We start from the raw sequence: 15,198 nt of genomic DNA, 5'->3' as shown, positions 1-15,198 counted from the left end.
TGAACCGGCCGGGGGGTCGTCATGTCGCCCCGGCCGGCTGCCCGTTCCCGTATCCAGGGCCGATTCCCTCCGGAGCCCCTTGTCCATCGTCACGGGGCAGTGGAGTATCGCCGGTGTGACATTGACACGGGGAGCAAGAATCACCGGTGCCGTGCTGTGCGCGGTGCTCGCGCTGATCGCGGCGGGCTGGATAGTGCGGGACCTGCGGGCCCTCGGCGGACCGGCCGAGCTGTGGGAGTACTGGGCCGGCTATATGGACTCCCGGCCGAAGGGAGTGCCCGCGACCTCGCAGGACGGCGCGGTGCTGCTCGTGGTCCATGTGCTGGCCGCCGTCGCCGCGCTGCGGTCCTCCGTCGCGGCCTCGGTGCTGGTCGCCACCGGGGTGGTCACCCTGGTCGTACGGCTCCCCGGCATCTGGATCATCGGCGCCTCCTGGATGGACGGTTCCTACGCGGACGAGCTGCGCACCCGCGCGATGATCGGCACCTTCGTGGCCCTGGCGGCCGCGCTCGCGCTGATCATCACCGGTGCGGCGGGCCGCCGCCCCTCGGACGAGACCGGCGGGCAGCGGCCCGCCCGGCCCGGCCGGGGTGCCTCGGTCCTCGCCTTCCTGGTGCTGGGTGCCACGGGGGCGGTCTACCTCGCGTGGGAGATCCGGCAGGCGTTCACCCTGCCGTCCTCCGTCTACCCCGACTGGTACACCGGAGGGGAGCGGATCCGGGTCGCGCTGACCGACGCGCCGCCCGGCTGGAGCAGTGTGTCCGTCGCCCTGCTCTGTCTGGTCGCCGCCTTCAGCGCCCTCGTCCAGGCGGTCCACACCCGGCCGCTGGGCCTGATCGCAGGCGGGTTCGTGCTCTCCTCGGGCGCCCTGGGCGTCGCCCGCACGGTCCACCACGACATGCTGGACAACTTCGACGGTATGGGGACCGAGCTCCAGCTGAACATGCTGACCATGTTCTTCTCGGTCCTCGCCGGGGCGGTGACGCTGATGGCCCTGGCCCGCGGCGGCGTCGAGCAGGTCCCCGGCGGGAACCAGGGCCCCGGCGGCTGGGGCCAGGGCTGGGGCCCCGGCGCCACGCCCGGTCAGGGAGCCGGACCGGGGTACGGACCGGGATACGCGCCGCCGGCCGGGCCGGGTCCGGGATACGGCTACCCGCCCGTTCCCGGCCAGGCGCCCGGTTACGGCTACCCGCAGGGCGGACCTCCCGCCGCCGCGCCGGGCACCCCGCCCGCCGGTCCGCCCGGCTACGGCCCGCCGCCGCCCTCCTCCCCGCCGCCCGGCTGGTGACGGGGCCTCCGGGAGCCCCGAGGCGCCCGGAGGCCCGGAGAAGGCCCTGCGGCGCGGAGAGGGCCGGCCGGGCGGGGCTGTCCGGCCGTGCGTGGCTCAGACGGCCTTCAGGCCCAGGGACCGCTTGAGGAAGTCCACCTGGAGCAGCAGCAGGTTCTCCGCCACCTGCTCCTGCGGGGTCATGTGCGTCACCCCGCTCAGCGGCAGCACCTCGTGCGGCCGGCCCGCGGCGAGCAGCGCCGAGGACAGCCGCAGGGCGTGGGCGACCACCACGTTGTCGTCCGCCAGACCGTGCACGATCATCATCGGCCGCATCTCGTCGGCGGGTTCGGACAGCCCGTCGTCCGTCATCAGGGCGTTGCGCGCGTACACCTCGGGCTGCTCGGCGGGGTCACCGAGATAGCGCTCCGTGTAGTGGGTGTCGTACAGCCGCCAGTCGGTGACCGGAGCGCCCACGACCGCCGCGTGGAAGACGTCCGGGCGCCGCAGCACCGCGAGCCCCGCCAGATAGCCGCCGAACGACCAGCCGCGGATCGCGACGCGGGACAGATCCAGCGGAAAGCGCCCGGCGAGCGCGTGCAGTGCCTCGATCTGGTCGTCGAGGGTGAGCACGAAGTCGTCCCGGACCGCCTTCTCCCAGCCCGGCGAACGGCCCGGTGCGCCCCGGCCGTCCGCGACGACCACCGCGAACCCCTGGTCGGCGAACCACTGGGACGTCAGATGCGCGTTGTGCGCGGCGACCACCCGGCGGCCGTGCGGCCCGCCGTACGGATCCATCAGAACCGGAAGCGGACCGTCCGACTCCTTATAGTCCGTGGGAAGCAGCACGGCGCACGGAATCCGCCGTGCGCCCCCCTCGGTGAGGGTCACCCGGGCGGACAGCACCGGTTCCTGGGCAAAGTTCGCGACCCGGGCGATCCGCTTGCCGTCCCGCAGCACCTGTACGTCGGCCCCCGGCCGCTCCGGCGACGCCGAGACCAGCACCGTCAGCGCACCGGACCGGACCGCCGAATGCACCCCCTCGCCCTCGGAGATCCGCTCGACGCCCAGCTCGTTGACCCGGTACACATGGCTCTGCCCGGTCTCCGCGACGGCCGCCTCCTCGCCCGCCGTCGCCGACACCAGGACATCCGAATCACCGATGTCCAGCACCGCCTGGATGTGCAACTGGGCCCCCGTCAGCGGCCGGTCGCCCACCGCGAGCACCCGTGCGCCGCCCTCGTCGGCGATCCGGACGAGCCGCCCGTCCGGTGCCCACGCGGGCACCCCGGGGAAAAGATCAAGCCACACCGGGTCCTCGTCGGCATGCACGGTCCGCGTCGCACCGCTCTCGGTGTCCACCGCCAGATACCGCTGGCCGCGCTGGTCCCGGGCCTGCACCAGCAGCAGCGGAGCGCCCGCCGACGACCAGTGCACCTGGGCGAGATACGGGTAGTGCGCCCGGTCCCAGACCACCTCGGTACGGGCCCCGTCCAGGTCCGTCAGGAAGAGCCGCACCTCGGCGTTGGGCGTCCCCGCGGCCGGGTAGGCGACCTCGGCGGGCCTGCGGTCCGGATGCGCCGGATCGGCGATCCACCAACGCTGTACCGGGCTGTCGTCGGCGCGTGCCACCAGCAGCCGGTCCGATTCCGGCGACCACCAGAAGCCCCGGAAGCGGTGCATCTCCTCGGCCGCGACGAACTCCGCGAGGCCGTAGGTGACGTTCGGGGCCTCCGGTTCGGCGAGGGCCCGGTCGTCCTCGCCCGCCGCGCCCACGACCCGCAGCGCACCCTTCGTCACATAGGCGATGTGCCGTCCGTCGGGGGAGGGCCGCGGGTCGATCACCGGACCCGGCACCGGCAGCGCCCGTGCCGTCCCGGCCCGCAATTCGGCCACGTACACCTTTCCGGAGAGGGCGAACGCCGCCAACTCGGCGGCGCTGTCGACCGCGTAGCCGACGATGCCCGCCGACCCCTCCCGGGTCCGCTCACGCCGGGCCCGCTCCTGGGGCGACAGCTTCTCCGCCGAACCGCCCAGCAGGGCTTCGGGGTCGGCGGCCAGGCGCTCCTCGCCGGTCGCCGGGTCCAGCACCCAGAGCCGGTTGGTCCGGTCGGTGCCCGAGGACGAGCGAAGGAAAATCACCCGTGTCTCATCCGGTGAGACGGTGAACGCGCGAGGTGCGCCGAGAGTGAACCGCTGGGTCCGTGCGTGCTGGCGGGGGAAAGACAGCTTCTGCGAGGTCATGGCTCCGAACTTAGCCCCGGGGAAGGGTTCGTGCGCCCCTCGTGCTGCCGTGCCCCGATCAATGCCTTGGCACGGATAGTTATGATCCGTAGCGCTCGGTGGGTATGAACCTGCTGGCTCCACGTGTGCTGCCCGTCCCGACCGTACTGATGGAGGTGAACCGCCGTGGCGCTCTCGATTTCGGCGGTAGTGCTGCTGGCGATCATCGTCTTCCTGCTGATCCGGAAATCCGGACTGAAGGGCGGACACGCGGTGGTCTGCATGCTGCTGGGGTTCTACATCGCGAGTTCGTCCATCGCGCCGACCATCTCCGATCTGACGAGCAACGTGGCGGGGATGATCGGCAGCATCAAGTTCTGACCGTGTGCGCCCGTCTTCTGACCGTGTGCGCTCGGCTTCTGCCCGCGCACCGGTCGATGCCGGGTATCTGAGCCCCAGCCCCGGACGCCGGACCCCGGACCCGGGGCCGGGCTCGTAGGGTGGTCCTCATGAAGGACCTTCCCGCGCGCCGGCTGCTCCTGGTGCACGCGCACCCCGACGACGAGTCGATCAACAACGGCGCCACCATGGCCAGGTACGCGGCCGAGGGCGCCCACGTCACGCTGGTGACGTGCACGCTCGGCGAGGAGGGCGAGGTCATCCCGCCCGCACTCGCCCACCTCGCCGCCGACCGGGACGACACGCTGGGGACCCACCGCATCGGTGAACTCACCGCCGCGATGCGGGAGCTGCGCGTGTCCGATCACCGCTTCCTCGGCGGCCCGGGGCGGTTCCGCGACTCCGGCATGATGGGCGCCGGGCAGAACCACCGGCCCGGCGCGTTCTGGGACACCGCCGTCGACGACGCCGCCGCCCCGCTCGTCGAGGTGATCCGGGAGGTCCGCCCCCAGGTCCTCGTCACCTACGACCCCGACGGCGGCTACGGGCACCCCGACCACATCCAGGCGCACCGGGTCGCGATGCGCGCCGCGGAGCTCGCCGCCGACCCGGCGTACGGCACCGGCACCGCCGCACCCCACACGATCGCGAAGATCTACTGGAACCGGGTGCCCCGTCCGGTGGCCGCGGCGGGCTTCGAGCGGCTGAGGGCCACCGCCCCGGACGCCTTCGCGGGCATCGCCGCCGTCGAGGACGTACCGGGCGTGGTCGAGGACGCGCGGATCACCACGGAGATCGACGGCTCGGCGTACGCGGAGGCGAAGACGGCCGCCCTGCGTGCCCATGCCACCCAGATCGCGGTGGAGGGCCCCTTCTTCGCCCTCTCGAACGGCCTCGGACAGCCCGTCTTCACGACGGAGTACTACGAGCTGGTGCACGGGGTTCCGGGGGCCGGAGGGGAGGCCCGGGAGACGGACCTCTTCGCGGGGCTGCCCGGCACGGAGCACGGACCGGACGGCGTGCCGGACGCGGCACGGGCACCGGGAGCGCGGGCATGAGCAACGGCAAGGACAAGGCGCGGGCATGAGCAACGGCAAGGACAAGGCGCGGGCCCAGGCACGTTCGCCGCGTACCAACGCACCGCCCAGGAGCCCGCAGCCCACCGGTCTCGCCGCGCCGCTGAACCCCTCCCGGATCGCCGCCTACGTCGGCCTCGCGGTGCTGGGGGCGCTGGTCGCGCTGGCCGGATCGTTCGTCCAGGCGGCCTGGTTCCCCGGCGGACTGCTGCTCGCCCTGGCCGCGTCGGCGGGAGTCTTCTACGGCGGCCGGACCCTGTTCGGGACCCAGCTCGGCGCGCTGGCGCCGGGCGCGGGCTGGCTCGTCGCGGTCATCGTCCTGCTGGGCGGCCGGCCCGAGGGCGACTACGTCTTCGGGGACGAACTCGGCCTGACGCTCTTCCTGCTCGGCGGGACGGCCGTCGCTGTGATCTGTGCCACCACCTCCAGGCTGCCCCGGCCGGCCACCGGAACAGGACGGTCCGGTACGTGAGGTGCCATGTCCTATCCCTGAACGACCCTCACGGGTGTGATGCGGGGGTGGAGGTTTCCCCCGGTCGCGAAGTGTCCTTCGGCGGCGGCCAGTATGGTGGTGCGCGCGCCGAGCCGTCCCCTGGCCTGCGGCATGGGGGAAGTACGGGCGGCGGAGCCAATCGGGAGAACCTGCTTTGAGTCGTGAAACTGACAGTTCGTCCTCCGGGCCCCAGGGGCGCGGCGGAGCCGCGTACCCGTCGGGTACGCCGCCGTACGGATCCCGCCAGTATCCGTCGCAGGACGGTCCGGGCGAGACCCCGGACCCTGCGGACCCGCCCCGGCCCGAGGAACCCAGGACCGAGACGACGCTGACGACGCGTATCCGGATCAACATCCCCGGTTCGCGCCCCATCCCGCCGGTCGTGATGCGTACGCCGATGGGCGAGGGCGACACCTCCGGTGGCCGCCCCGAGTCCGAGCGCACGGGGAGCACCGCGCGTCCCGGCACGCTCCCGCCCGGGTTCGCGCCCGCGGCGGACGGCGCGGGCTCCGGCGGGCCGGACACGGAGGCGCGGGACGGCGCCGCCGCCGAGCCGCCCGCCGCCAGGCCGGGCAGGGAGAAGAGCGGCAGCGACTGGTTCGCCCCGCGCAAGACCCCGACGACCACCTCGGTGGCCGGCCTCGCCGCCCCCTCCGGCGGCAGCGGTGACACCGGTGCCCCGGCGACCGGCGCGGGCAGCGCCGCCGGAGCCGGTACGGGCGCCGGGGCCACCCCGCCCCATGCCGACCTGCCGTACTTCTCGGACGGCCCGCAGTCCGGCGGCAGCGCCCTGGACGAGTTCGGCGACCGGGCTCCCGGTGGCCTCGGGGCCACCCCGCATCCCGGGGTACGCACCCCGGGCCCGTCCGGTCCCACCACGGGTCCGGCCACCGGCAGTTCGTTCCTCACCCCCGGCCTCGGGGAAGTCCACGGCATCGGCGTCCCGGCGGGGCCGGGCGGTCCGGGCGCCGGCGGGCCCGGTCCGATGGTGCCCGGTGCCCCCGGCGGCGTACCCCCGCGGATGTCGGACGACACCGCGATACTGACCCCGCAGGCCCCGGCCCCCGAGCCCGGCCCCGGCGGCCATGTCTTCGGTGACACGCTCACCAGCGGCATCCCCGTCGTGCCGAGCGAGCCCCGCTCGTCGTTCCCGAGCAGGTCCGCCGGAGCCGACGGCACGGGACCGGGCCCGATGGGCAGCGGGCCCGGCGGTGTGTCCGCCCAGGCGCCCGGAACCGCCGCCCGCCCGGCCCCGAAGGCCGCGCCCGCGAAGAAGGGCCGCTCCAAGCTGGTCCTGCTCGGCGCGGGTGCCGTCGTGCTGCTCGGTGTCGCGTACGGCGCGGGGCTCGTGATGAACCACTCCGAGGTCCCCAAGGGCACCACCGTGCTCGGCGTCGACATCGGCGGCGGCACGAAGGAGGAGGCGGTCGGCAAGCTCGAAGCCGCCCTCGGCAAGCGTGCCCAGGCTCCCCTCCAGCTGTCCGTGGACGGCAAGAAGGAGACGCTCGTCCCGGAGAAGGCCGGTCTCACCCTGGACAGCCAGGCGACCGTGCGTGCCGCCGCGGGCAGTGACTACAACCCGGTCTCGGTGATCGGTTCCCTGTTCGGCGGCGTGCGTCCGGCCGACCCGGTGATCCCGGTCGACGAGGAGAAGCTCGGGGTCGCGCTGACCGACCTGGCGGGCGTCTCCGGCTCCGCGACCGAGGGCACGGTCAAGTTCGAGCCGAACAAGGCCGTCGCCGTACCGGGCAAGGCGGGCAAGGCGCTGGACGTCAACCAGTCGCTGATCTCCGTACGGGACGCCTACCGGGCCCAGGTGCAGACCGGAAAGGCGGGCGTCGTCGAACTGCCCGTCGCCACGCACGAACCCACCATCACCCAGGCCGAACTGGACCGGGCGATGAAGGAGTTCGCCAAGCCCGCGATGTCCGGTCTGATCCTCATCAAGGCCGGTCCCAAGGAGATCCTGTTCGGCCCGGCGAGGTCCCTGCCGAAGATCCTCTCCATGAAGGCGGTCGACGGCCGGCTCGTCGACCACTACGACAAGCAGGCCATCGACACCCTGTGCGACGGAGTCTTCGACGGCGTCATGGCGGTCAAGGGCGACGGCAAGAAGCACCAGGTCAGCGCGGACGACGTGGCCCAGGCCATCAAGACCGCACTGGCGGGGAAGACCGCGGCCGAGCGCACCGTCACGATCGATCTGACGGGCCAGGGCTGACCCGCCGCCCGTACGAACCCGCGCAGGCACCCGCGTACGCGCCGGCGCACCCGCCCCGCCCCCGGCCGGAACCCTCCGGCCGGGGGCGGCGTCGTACGCCCCGTCACCGGCCCGGCATGACATCTGTCATCCCGCATCCACGACAGCCGGCCCTGCCGCCCGTACCCCTTCGACGGCGAGGCTGGGCACATGACAACAACAGCCGAAGCGCGAGCCGTTCCCGTACGGTTCGACCGCGTCAGCAAGGCGTACGGGGACGTCACCGCCGTCGACGGGCTCACGCTGGACCTGCACCCCGGCGAGACCGTGGCACTCCTCGGGCCCAACGGCGCCGGCAAGTCCTCCACCCTCGATCTGCTCCTCGGACTGCGCACCCCCGACTCCGGTACGGTCCGGCTCTTCGGCACCGCTCCCCAGGAGGCGATCGCCGCGGGACGGGTCGGCGCGATGCTCCAGAGCGGCGGCCTGATGGAGGACGTCACCGTCGGCGAACTGGTCCGCCTCGTCCACGGGCTGCACCCCAGGCCGTATCCGGTGGGCGAGGTGCTGGCCAGGGCCGGGATCGCGGAGATCGCCGGACGGATGGTCAACAAGCTCTCCGGCGGCCAGGAACAGCGCGTCCGGTTCGCGCTCGCCACCGTCGGGGAGAGCGATCTGATCGTCCTCGACGAGCCGACCACCGGCATGGACGTCACCTCCCGCCAGGCCTTCTGGGCCACCATGCGCGAACAGGCGGGCCAGGGCCGTACCGTGCTGTTCGCCACCCACTACCTCGAAGAGGCCGACACGATCGCGGACCGTGTCCTCGTCCTGCACAGGGGCCGCCTCCTCGCCGACGGCAGCGCCGCCGAGATCAAGGCCAGGGCCGGGGCCCGCCGGATCTCCTTCGAGCTGGAGGACGGCGCGGACCCGGCGGTCCTGCGCTCGCTCCCCTCGCTCACCGCCCTGGACATCACCGGCGGCCGGGTCCGTATCCAGTCGCACGACGCCGACGCGACCGTGCACGCGGTGTACGGCCTCGGGCTCCACCCCCGCAACCTCGAAGTCGCCGGGCTCGGCCTGGAACAGGCCTTCGTCGCCATCACCGGGGCAGAGGAGGCCGGAGCCGCATGACCAGTCCCTTCCCGGGTGCCCTCATCGGACTCGAAGTGACCCGCACCCTGCGGAACAAGAAGTTCATGTTCTTCTCGGTGATCTATCCGTCGGTGATCTACCTGCTGATCTCCGGCACCCGGAACACCACCGACACCGTGCCCGGCACGGACCTGAGCATGCAGGCCTTCTTCATGGTCTCGATGGCCTCCTTCGGCGCGCTGACCGCCGTACTCATGGGGAACAGCGAACGCATCGCCAAGGAGCGCGAGAAGGGCTGGGTGCGCCAGCTGCGGCTGACCCCGCTGCCCGGCAGCGGCTACGTCCTGGCCAAGATCGCCGGTGCCGCGATCGTCACGCTGCCCTGCGTCGTGGTGGTGTTCCTCGTCGCCGCGTCCGTCAGGCACGTCACCCTCGACGCCTGGCAGTGGTTCGCCCTGACCGGTCTCATCTGGGCCGGGTCGCTGGTCTTCGCCGCGCTGGGGGTCGCCATCGGCTATCTCGCCAGCGGTGACGCCGTCCGCCCGATCACGATGATCCTCTACTTCGGACTCTCGATCCTCGGCGGGCTGTGGATGCCGGCCGCCACCTTCCCGCAGTGGCTCCAGAACATCTCCGTATGGCTGCCCACCCATGCGTACGCTGCTGTCGGCCAGTCCGTCGAGATGGGCGGCGCACCGGCCGCCAAGGACATCGCGGTCCTCTGCGGCTACTTCCTGCTCTTCGCGGGCGGCGCGGCCTGGCTCTACCGGAAGGACACCCTGAAGGCGTGAGTGGCGTGAGCAGTGCGGGGGAGAGCGGTGCGGAAGAGACGTACGCGGGACCGGGCCGCCCGCCCCAGGACCGCCGGCAGTTCTTCATCAAGCTGCTGTGGATCGGCATCTGGCTCGCCTTCATGGGCGCGCCCGTCACCGATGTGGTCAAGGGCGACCACACCGCGTGGGCCCGCGCGCTCGGGGCGCTCGGCCTGATCGTCTTCGTCGCCGCCTACCTGGTCCTGGTCTTCCGGCACACCTCCAAGGCGCTCGCCCGCACCAAGGTCCTCGCGACGATCGCGTTCCTCGGCGCCCTGGCGGTGACCCTCTCGCTGACGCTCGGCACGCCCTGGCTGGTGCTGTTCGTGTACGTCGCGGTCTCCGCGGGCGCCACCCTCCCGATGCGGCTCGCCGCCCGGCTGATCCCGCTCACCACGGGGGTGCTGGTGCTCATCGGGCTGACCGGCGACCACCCGCGCGAGGTCATCACGGCGCTCGTCTTCCCCGCGCTGCTGGGCGGATTCGCCATGACCGGCGTACGGCAGATGATCCGTACGACGATCGAGCTGCGGGAGGCCCGTGCGACGGTCGCCCAGCTCGCCGCCAACGAGGAACGGCTGCGCCTGGCCCGCGATCTGCACGACCTGCTCGGCCACTCGCTCTCCCTCATCACGCTCAAGAGCGAGCTGGCGGGCCGGATGCTGCCGGACCATCCGGACCGGGCCGCCGCCCAGATCGCGGACATCGAACAGGTCAGCCGTCAGGCCCTGGTGGACGTGCGCAGCGCGGTGACGGGCTACCGCCGCCCCACGCTCCCCGGCGAACTGGCCGGAGCCCGTACGGCGCTGGCCGCCGCCGGAATCGCCGCCGCCGTCCCGGCGGAGGCTCCCGAGGACGTACCCGGGAAGCAGGAGGAGGTGCTGGCGTGGGGGCTGCGGGAGGCCGTCACCAACGTCGTACGCCACAGCGGCGCCCGCCACTGCACGGTCACCCTCACCCCGCGCCAGACCCTCGCCGGGCCGGTCCTCGAACTGTGCGTGGCCGACGACGGCCGGGGGCCCTCGGGGACGAAGGCGGGCAACGGCCTCACCGGCATCGCCGAACGGCTCGCCGCGGTCGACGGCACCCTGTCCACGGATCCGGCCCCGGGCGGCAGGGGGTTCGCCCTGACCCTCCGGGTCCCGGGCGCACTAGGATCCGCGGAATGAGCATGATCAGGCTTCTCCTCGCAGAGGACCAGTCCATGGTCCGCGAGGCCCTCGCGGCCCTTCTCGGCCTGGAACCCGACATCGAGGTGGCCGCCCAGGTCGCCCGCGGCGACGAGGTCCTGGCCGCCGCCCGCGAACACCGCGTCGATGTCGCGCTCCTGGACATCGAGATGCCCGGGATGACCGGGATCGAGGCCGCCGCCGAACTGCGCCGCGAACTGCCCGGCGTCAGGATCGTGGTCGTCACCACCTTCGGCCGCCCCGGCTATCTGCGCCGGGCGATGGAGGCGGGCGCCGACGCCTTCCTGGTCAAGGACGCTCCGGCGGCCCAACTCGCCGAAGCCGTACGCAAGGTGCTGGCCGGGGAGCGGGTCATCGACCCGACCCTCGCCGCCGCCGCGCTCGCCGACGGGGCGAGCCCGCTGACCGACCGCGAGCGTGATGTGCTGCGCGCGGCGGCCGACGGCTCCACCAACGCGGAGATCGCGAGCGCGCTGCACCTCTCGCAGGGGACCGTGCGCAACTACCTCTCCACGGCCATCCAGAAGATGGTGGCCCGCAACCGGGCGGAGGCCGTCCGGATCGCCCGCGAGAAGGGCTGGCTGTAGCCACCGGGCGGCTCACCGGCCGGTGGCCGACACCAGCCCCGCCTCGTACGCGATGATCACCAGCTGCACCCGGTCCCGGGCGTCCAGCTTGGCGAGCAGCCGGGACAGATACGTCTTCGCGGTGGCGACGCTGATGCTCAGCCGCTCGGCGATCTCGGTGTTGGACAGACCGCTCCCGACCAGGGTCAGCACCTCGCGCTCCCGCTCGGTGACCGCGGAGAGCGGCCGCGCGGCAGCGGAGGACGGCGCGGCCGGACGTCCGGCGAAGTCCTTGATCAGACGGCGGGTGACGCTCGGCGAGATCAGGGCGTCCCCGGCGGCGACGACCCGGATCGCGGCGAGGATGTCGTCCAGTGCCATGTCCTTGACCAGGAAGCCGGACGCGCCGGCGCGCAGGGCCCCGTAGACGTACTCGTCGTCGTCGAACGTCGTCAGGACGACGACCTGCGCGGCCGTGGGGCCCCCGGTGATCAGGGAGGTGGCCCGGATGCCGTCCATGCCCGGCATCCGGATGTCCATCACCACGACATCGGGGCGCAGTTCGGCGGTCAGCTCGACCGCCTCCGCACCCGTACCGGCCTCGCCGACGACCTCGACGTCGGGGGTGCCGGAGATGACCATGTTCAGCGCGGCCCGTACGAGCGGCTGGTCGTCGGCGAGGACGACGCGGACGCTCATCGCCCGGCCCCCGCCGGTACCGGCAGTCTGACCGCGACCCGGAAGCCGCCCGAGGGATCCGGCGCGGCGCTGAACTCGCCCTTCAGCAGGGCCACCCGCTCCCGCATGCCGACCAGGCCGAATCCGGTGCCCGGCGTACCCCCGTCGCCCCGGCCGCTGTCGGTGATCTCGATGGCCAGCTCCTCGGCGCCGTAGCCGACGGACACCCGGCAGGAGCCGGTGGCCGCGTGCCGCACCACATTGGTGACCGACTCCTGAATGATCCGGAAGGCCGACAGGTCGATGTCAGGCGGCAGGGGCCGCCGCTCACCGTGCCACCGCACGTCCACCCGGACCCCGGCGCCGGTCGTCGTCGCGGCCAGCCGATCGACGTCCGCGAGGCCCTCGGCGGGCCGCAGCGGTGCGGCGGCGGGCTCCGGCGCCCGCCCCCGTCCGTCGGCCGGTTCGGGCTGCCGCAGGGCGACGAGCATCCGGCGCAGCCCCGCCAGCGTCTCCCGCCCGGCCAGCTCCACCGCCGTCATCGCCTCGCGCGCCGCGTCGGGCCGGGTGTCGATGACCCGGGCCGCCGCACCGGCCTGCAGGGCGATGATGCCGATGCTGTGCGCGACGCTGTCATGCATCTCGCGGGCGATCCGCAGCCGTTCGGCGGTGACCGCCTGCGCCGCCGCGCGGGCCGTCAGCTCCCGTGCGTACTCGCGTGTCCGGCGCACCGACAGCCCGGCCAGGAAGGCGATCACCGACAGCAGGGTGTAGGTCTCCCAGAAGGTCCAGGTCGATTCGGCCCTGTGCGGGAACCGCAGAGGCAGGTCCAGGAGGGAACGCAGCAGCGCATGGCCGGGCAGCGCCGCGACGGTCAGGACGAAGGCGAGGGCCCACGTGCGGCGCGGCCGGTTCGCCACGATGACGCCGAGCGCGATGTCCAGGGCCAGATGATGGAGGAAGGCGAGCCCCACCGAGTCCACCGCCAGCGCCGCCCCGAGCGAGCCGGCGGCCAGCAGGGCGAGCGCGGACAGGGGCCGCGTGGACAGCAGCCGGCAGCCGGTCAGCGCCATGAGGACGGCCACCGCCAGGAGCGGCCAGTCCCCGGCGCCCAGAAGGCGAACGCCCTGGGGCATTCCCGGAATCCCGAACTGCGCACGGATCGAGGAGAGCGTGGCGGCGCACCACAGGAGGGCCGCCCAGGCGCCCGGCGACAGTCGGCTGAGCAGGAGGGACGGCTTCGTGGACATGGGGGCGATCGTAGCCAGACACTGCCGCGTCGCCATCCGCCCACGGATGTACACCCACGGCTGACACGCGGCCCCGCCGGGTGTCAGCGGTGGGCCGATGACGCGCGGGTGCGGCCGGCGGCACCGTGGTCACCGTGATCGAAGTCAACGGACTCACCAAGCGATACGGGGCGGCCACCGCCGTCAGCGACCTCACGTTCACCGTGCGCCCCGGCCGGGTCACCGGTTTCCTGGGCCCCAACGGTGCGGGCAAGACCACCACCCTGCGGATGCTGCTGGGGCTGGTCGGGCCCACGTCCGGGACGGCCACCCTGGACGGGCGGCCGTTCCGCGAGCACCCGCGCGGACTGCGGCACGTCGGCGCGCTCCTGGACGCGGGCGACGTCCACGGCGGGCGCACCGCCCGTGCCCATCTGTCCGCGCTGGCCCGCAGCAACGGCATCCCGCGCGGCCGGGTCGACGAGGTGCTCCGGGACGCGGGGCTGGCCGGTGCGGCCCGCCGCCGCATCGGGGGCTTCTCCCTCGGGATGCGCCAGCGCCTCGGCATCGCCACCGCCCTGCTCGGCGACCCTCCGGTGCTGCTGTTCGACGAACCGCTCAACGGGCTCGACCCGGAAGGGGTGCTGTGGGTGCGCGGGCTGTTCCGCGGGCTCGCGGCCGAGGGCCGCACCGTGTTCGTCTCCAGCCATCTGATGACCGAGATGGAGAACACCGCCGACCAGCTCGTCGTCATCGGCCGGGGCCGGCTGATCGCCGCGGAGAGCCTCACGGAGTTCGCGGCCCGGGGCACCCGTACCGGCGTGAGCGTCCGCAGCCCGGACGCCGCCCGGCTCGCGGCCCTGCTGGAGGCGGAGGGCGCCTCGGTGGGGCGCGGGCCGGAGGACGGCCCGCTCTCGGTGACCGGTATGGACGCGGCCCGGGTCGGTGAACTCGCCTTCCGGCACCGCGTACCGGTGCATGAACTCTTCACCCGGAGCTCCTCCCTGGAGGACGCCTTCATGGAACTGACGGCCGACAGCGTCGAATACCCCGCAGGAGACCCCCGATGACCACGGCGACGACCGCGCCCGCCCGTCGGGCGGCGGACACCGGCCCCCGGGCCCGCTTCACCGATCTGCTGGCCGCCGAGTGGATCAAGCTGTGGTCCCTGCGCTCGACCCCCTGGACGTATCTGATCACCGCGCTGGTGGTCATCGCGTTCAACGTGGGTACGGCGTACGACCACTACACGTACTGGTACGAGTCCGACGAGAGGGGCCGGACCGGCTTCGTCGCCGACGGCATGCCCCTGCTGGACGCCTTCACCACGAACGCGGGCATGCTGCTGGCGCTGGCCACCGGTGCCATCGGCGCCGTGGCGGTCACCGCCGAGTACGGGTCCGGCCTGATCCGCACGACGTTCACCGCCGTCCCGGCCCGCCGCTCGGTGATGGCGGCCAAGGCGGCCGTGCTCGCCTCGGTCATGACGGTGTTCGGCGCGGCCGTCGCGGGGACGTCCTTCTGGCTGACCCAGGCGATCCTGTCCGCGCGGGACGCCGGGGTCCCCCTCGGCCACCCGGGCGCCCTGCGGGTCGTCGTGGCCTCGGCGCTGCTCGCCCCGGTGGCCGCGCTCACCGGCCTGGCGCTGGGCACCCTCGTCCGGCACGGCGCGGGCTCCGTGGTCACCTCCGTCGTGGTGCTGCTCCTGCTCCCGATGGTGATCGACGACCGCCGGTATGCGGCGGCGGTCCTCGACCACGCCTTGCCGCTCAGCGCCTGGACGAGGCTGACCGATGTCCGGCACCTGCCCGTGCCGTTCCCGTGGACGGACGCGGGGGCGTGGACCGTGTACGCGGTGTGGGCGGCCGCGGCCGCGGCCGTCGCGGTCACCGCGGTGCACCGGCGCGACCAGTAGCGCGCCGGCCCCGGCCGCGAGCGGGGGTCCGCGGCGGGTACGGGTGCGGGGTGGG

The 15,198-nt window shown here is 73.4% G+C and carries 14 protein-coding genes; 11 read left to right on the top strand and 3 right to left on the bottom strand.

Features of this window, described 5'->3' with window-relative positions; translation table 11 throughout:
* The first annotated feature begins 115 nt into the window (after window positions 1-115).
* Window positions 116-1,288 (top strand): hypothetical protein, encoded by a 1,173-nt coding sequence (locus ACIGJO_RS06615; protein ID WP_399952981.1) that lies wholly within the window; start codon window positions 116-118, stop codon window positions 1,286-1,288.
* A 96-nt stretch (window positions 1,289-1,384) separates the two neighbouring features.
* Here ACIGJO_RS06615 and ACIGJO_RS06610 read toward each other — a convergent pair whose 3' ends face one another.
* The gene (locus ACIGJO_RS06610; RefSeq protein ID WP_399952978.1) at window positions 1,385-3,511 is read right to left on the bottom strand and encodes a prolyl oligopeptidase family serine peptidase; all 2,127 of its coding nucleotides are present in this window, start codon (window positions 3,509-3,511) and stop codon (window positions 1,385-1,387) included.
* A 165-nt stretch (window positions 3,512-3,676) separates the two neighbouring features.
* Here ACIGJO_RS06610 and ACIGJO_RS06605 point away from each other — a divergent pair, with 165 nt between their 5' ends.
* The 8 genes from ACIGJO_RS06605 (at window position 3,677) to ACIGJO_RS06570 (ending at window position 11,342) form a co-directional block, all read left to right on the top strand.
* Window positions 3,677-3,871: a hypothetical protein gene (locus tag ACIGJO_RS06605; protein WP_003966517.1), complete on the top strand. Its 195-nt coding sequence runs from the start codon at window positions 3,677-3,679 to the stop codon at window positions 3,869-3,871.
* A gap of 128 nt (window positions 3,872-3,999) precedes the next feature.
* Window positions 4,000-4,947, top strand: coding sequence for an N-acetyl-1-D-myo-inositol-2-amino-2-deoxy-alpha-D-glucopyranoside deacetylase (gene mshB / locus ACIGJO_RS06600; protein ID WP_399952975.1), 948 nt, complete (start codon window positions 4,000-4,002; stop codon window positions 4,945-4,947).
* Between the two features lie 25 nt (window positions 4,948-4,972).
* Window positions 4,973-5,437: a DUF6113 family protein gene (locus ACIGJO_RS06595; RefSeq protein ID WP_399952972.1), complete on the top strand. Its 465-nt coding sequence runs from the start codon at window positions 4,973-4,975 to the stop codon at window positions 5,435-5,437.
* Between the two features lie 175 nt (window positions 5,438-5,612).
* Window positions 5,613-7,679, top strand: a complete 2,067-nt coding sequence (locus tag ACIGJO_RS06590; protein ID WP_399952970.1) for a hypothetical protein — start codon at window positions 5,613-5,615, stop codon at window positions 7,677-7,679.
* A 189-nt stretch (window positions 7,680-7,868) separates the two neighbouring features.
* Window positions 7,869-8,792, top strand: coding sequence for an ABC transporter ATP-binding protein (locus tag ACIGJO_RS06585; RefSeq protein WP_399952967.1), 924 nt, complete (start codon window positions 7,869-7,871; stop codon window positions 8,790-8,792).
* Complete coding sequence (locus ACIGJO_RS06580; protein WP_399952964.1) at window positions 8,789-9,544, top strand: ABC transporter permease; 756 nt, start codon at window positions 8,789-8,791, stop codon at window positions 9,542-9,544. The genes ACIGJO_RS06585 and ACIGJO_RS06580 overlap by 4 nt, the downstream gene beginning before the upstream one ends.
* A gap of 5 nt (window positions 9,545-9,549) precedes the next feature.
* Window positions 9,550-10,734: a sensor histidine kinase gene (locus ACIGJO_RS06575; protein ID WP_399952961.1), complete on the top strand. Its 1,185-nt coding sequence runs from the start codon at window positions 9,550-9,552 to the stop codon at window positions 10,732-10,734.
* Entirely contained in the window at window positions 10,731-11,342 is a 612-nt protein-coding gene (locus ACIGJO_RS06570) for a response regulator (RefSeq protein ID WP_399952959.1), read from the top strand. Before ACIGJO_RS06575 ends, ACIGJO_RS06570 begins: the two co-directional genes overlap by 4 nt.
* A 12-nt stretch (window positions 11,343-11,354) precedes the next feature.
* On the opposite strand, the gene ACIGJO_RS06565 is transcribed toward ACIGJO_RS06570, so the two are convergent.
* Together ACIGJO_RS06565 and ACIGJO_RS06560 are read right to left on the bottom strand one after the other, a co-directional pair.
* Window positions 11,355-12,020 carry a response regulator gene (locus ACIGJO_RS06565; protein ID WP_399952956.1) on the bottom strand — a complete coding sequence of 222 codons (666 nt, stop codon included), beginning with the start codon at window positions 12,018-12,020 and terminating at the stop codon, window positions 11,355-11,357.
* Window positions 12,017-13,249, bottom strand: coding sequence for a sensor histidine kinase (locus tag ACIGJO_RS06560; RefSeq protein ID WP_399952953.1), 1,233 nt, complete (start codon window positions 13,247-13,249; stop codon window positions 12,017-12,019). The genes ACIGJO_RS06565 and ACIGJO_RS06560 overlap by 4 nt, the downstream gene beginning before the upstream one ends.
* A 134-nt stretch (window positions 13,250-13,383) precedes the next feature.
* Here ACIGJO_RS06560 and ACIGJO_RS06555 point away from each other — a divergent pair, with 134 nt between their 5' ends.
* Window positions 13,384-14,298, top strand: a complete 915-nt coding sequence (locus ACIGJO_RS06555; RefSeq protein WP_399952950.1) for an ABC transporter ATP-binding protein — start codon at window positions 13,384-13,386, stop codon at window positions 14,296-14,298.
* The gene (locus ACIGJO_RS06550) at window positions 14,295-15,143 is read left to right on the top strand and encodes an ABC transporter permease (protein WP_399952947.1); all 849 of its coding nucleotides are present in this window, start codon (window positions 14,295-14,297) and stop codon (window positions 15,141-15,143) included. Before ACIGJO_RS06555 ends, ACIGJO_RS06550 begins: the two co-directional genes overlap by 4 nt.
* Window positions 15,144-15,198: the final 55 nt, after the last annotated feature.

This window comes from Streptomyces sp. NPDC079020 (assembly GCF_044542225.1).
Taxonomy (GTDB): Bacteria; Actinomycetota; Actinomycetes; order Streptomycetales; family Streptomycetaceae; genus Streptomyces.
This window is presented reverse-complemented; position numbering and strand designations above follow the sequence as displayed.

Excerpts from the sequence above, each read along its gene's own strand:
- ACIGJO_RS06585 (WP_399952967.1), top strand. The coding sequence starts at position 7,869 with ATGACAACAACAGCCGAAGCGCGAGCCGTTCCCGTACGGTTCGACCGC.
- ACIGJO_RS06570 (WP_399952959.1), top strand. The coding sequence starts at position 10,731 with ATGAGCATGATCAGGCTTCTCCTCGCAGAGGACCAGTCCATGGTCCGC.
- ACIGJO_RS06565 (WP_399952956.1), bottom strand. The coding sequence starts at position 12,020 with ATGAGCGTCCGCGTCGTCCTCGCCGACGACCAGCCGCTCGTACGGGCC.
- ACIGJO_RS06610 (WP_399952978.1), bottom strand. The coding sequence starts at position 3,511 with ATGACCTCGCAGAAGCTGTCTTTCCCCCGCCAGCACGCACGGACCCAG.
- mshB (WP_399952975.1), top strand. The coding sequence starts at position 4,000 with ATGAAGGACCTTCCCGCGCGCCGGCTGCTCCTGGTGCACGCGCACCCC.
- ACIGJO_RS06550 (WP_399952947.1), top strand. The coding sequence starts at position 14,295 with ATGACCACGGCGACGACCGCGCCCGCCCGTCGGGCGGCGGACACCGGC.
- ACIGJO_RS06595 (WP_399952972.1), top strand. The coding sequence starts at position 4,973 with ATGAGCAACGGCAAGGACAAGGCGCGGGCCCAGGCACGTTCGCCGCGT.
- ACIGJO_RS06580 (WP_399952964.1), top strand. The coding sequence starts at position 8,789 with ATGACCAGTCCCTTCCCGGGTGCCCTCATCGGACTCGAAGTGACCCGC.
- ACIGJO_RS06560 (WP_399952953.1), bottom strand. The coding sequence starts at position 13,249 with ATGTCCACGAAGCCGTCCCTCCTGCTCAGCCGACTGTCGCCGGGCGCC.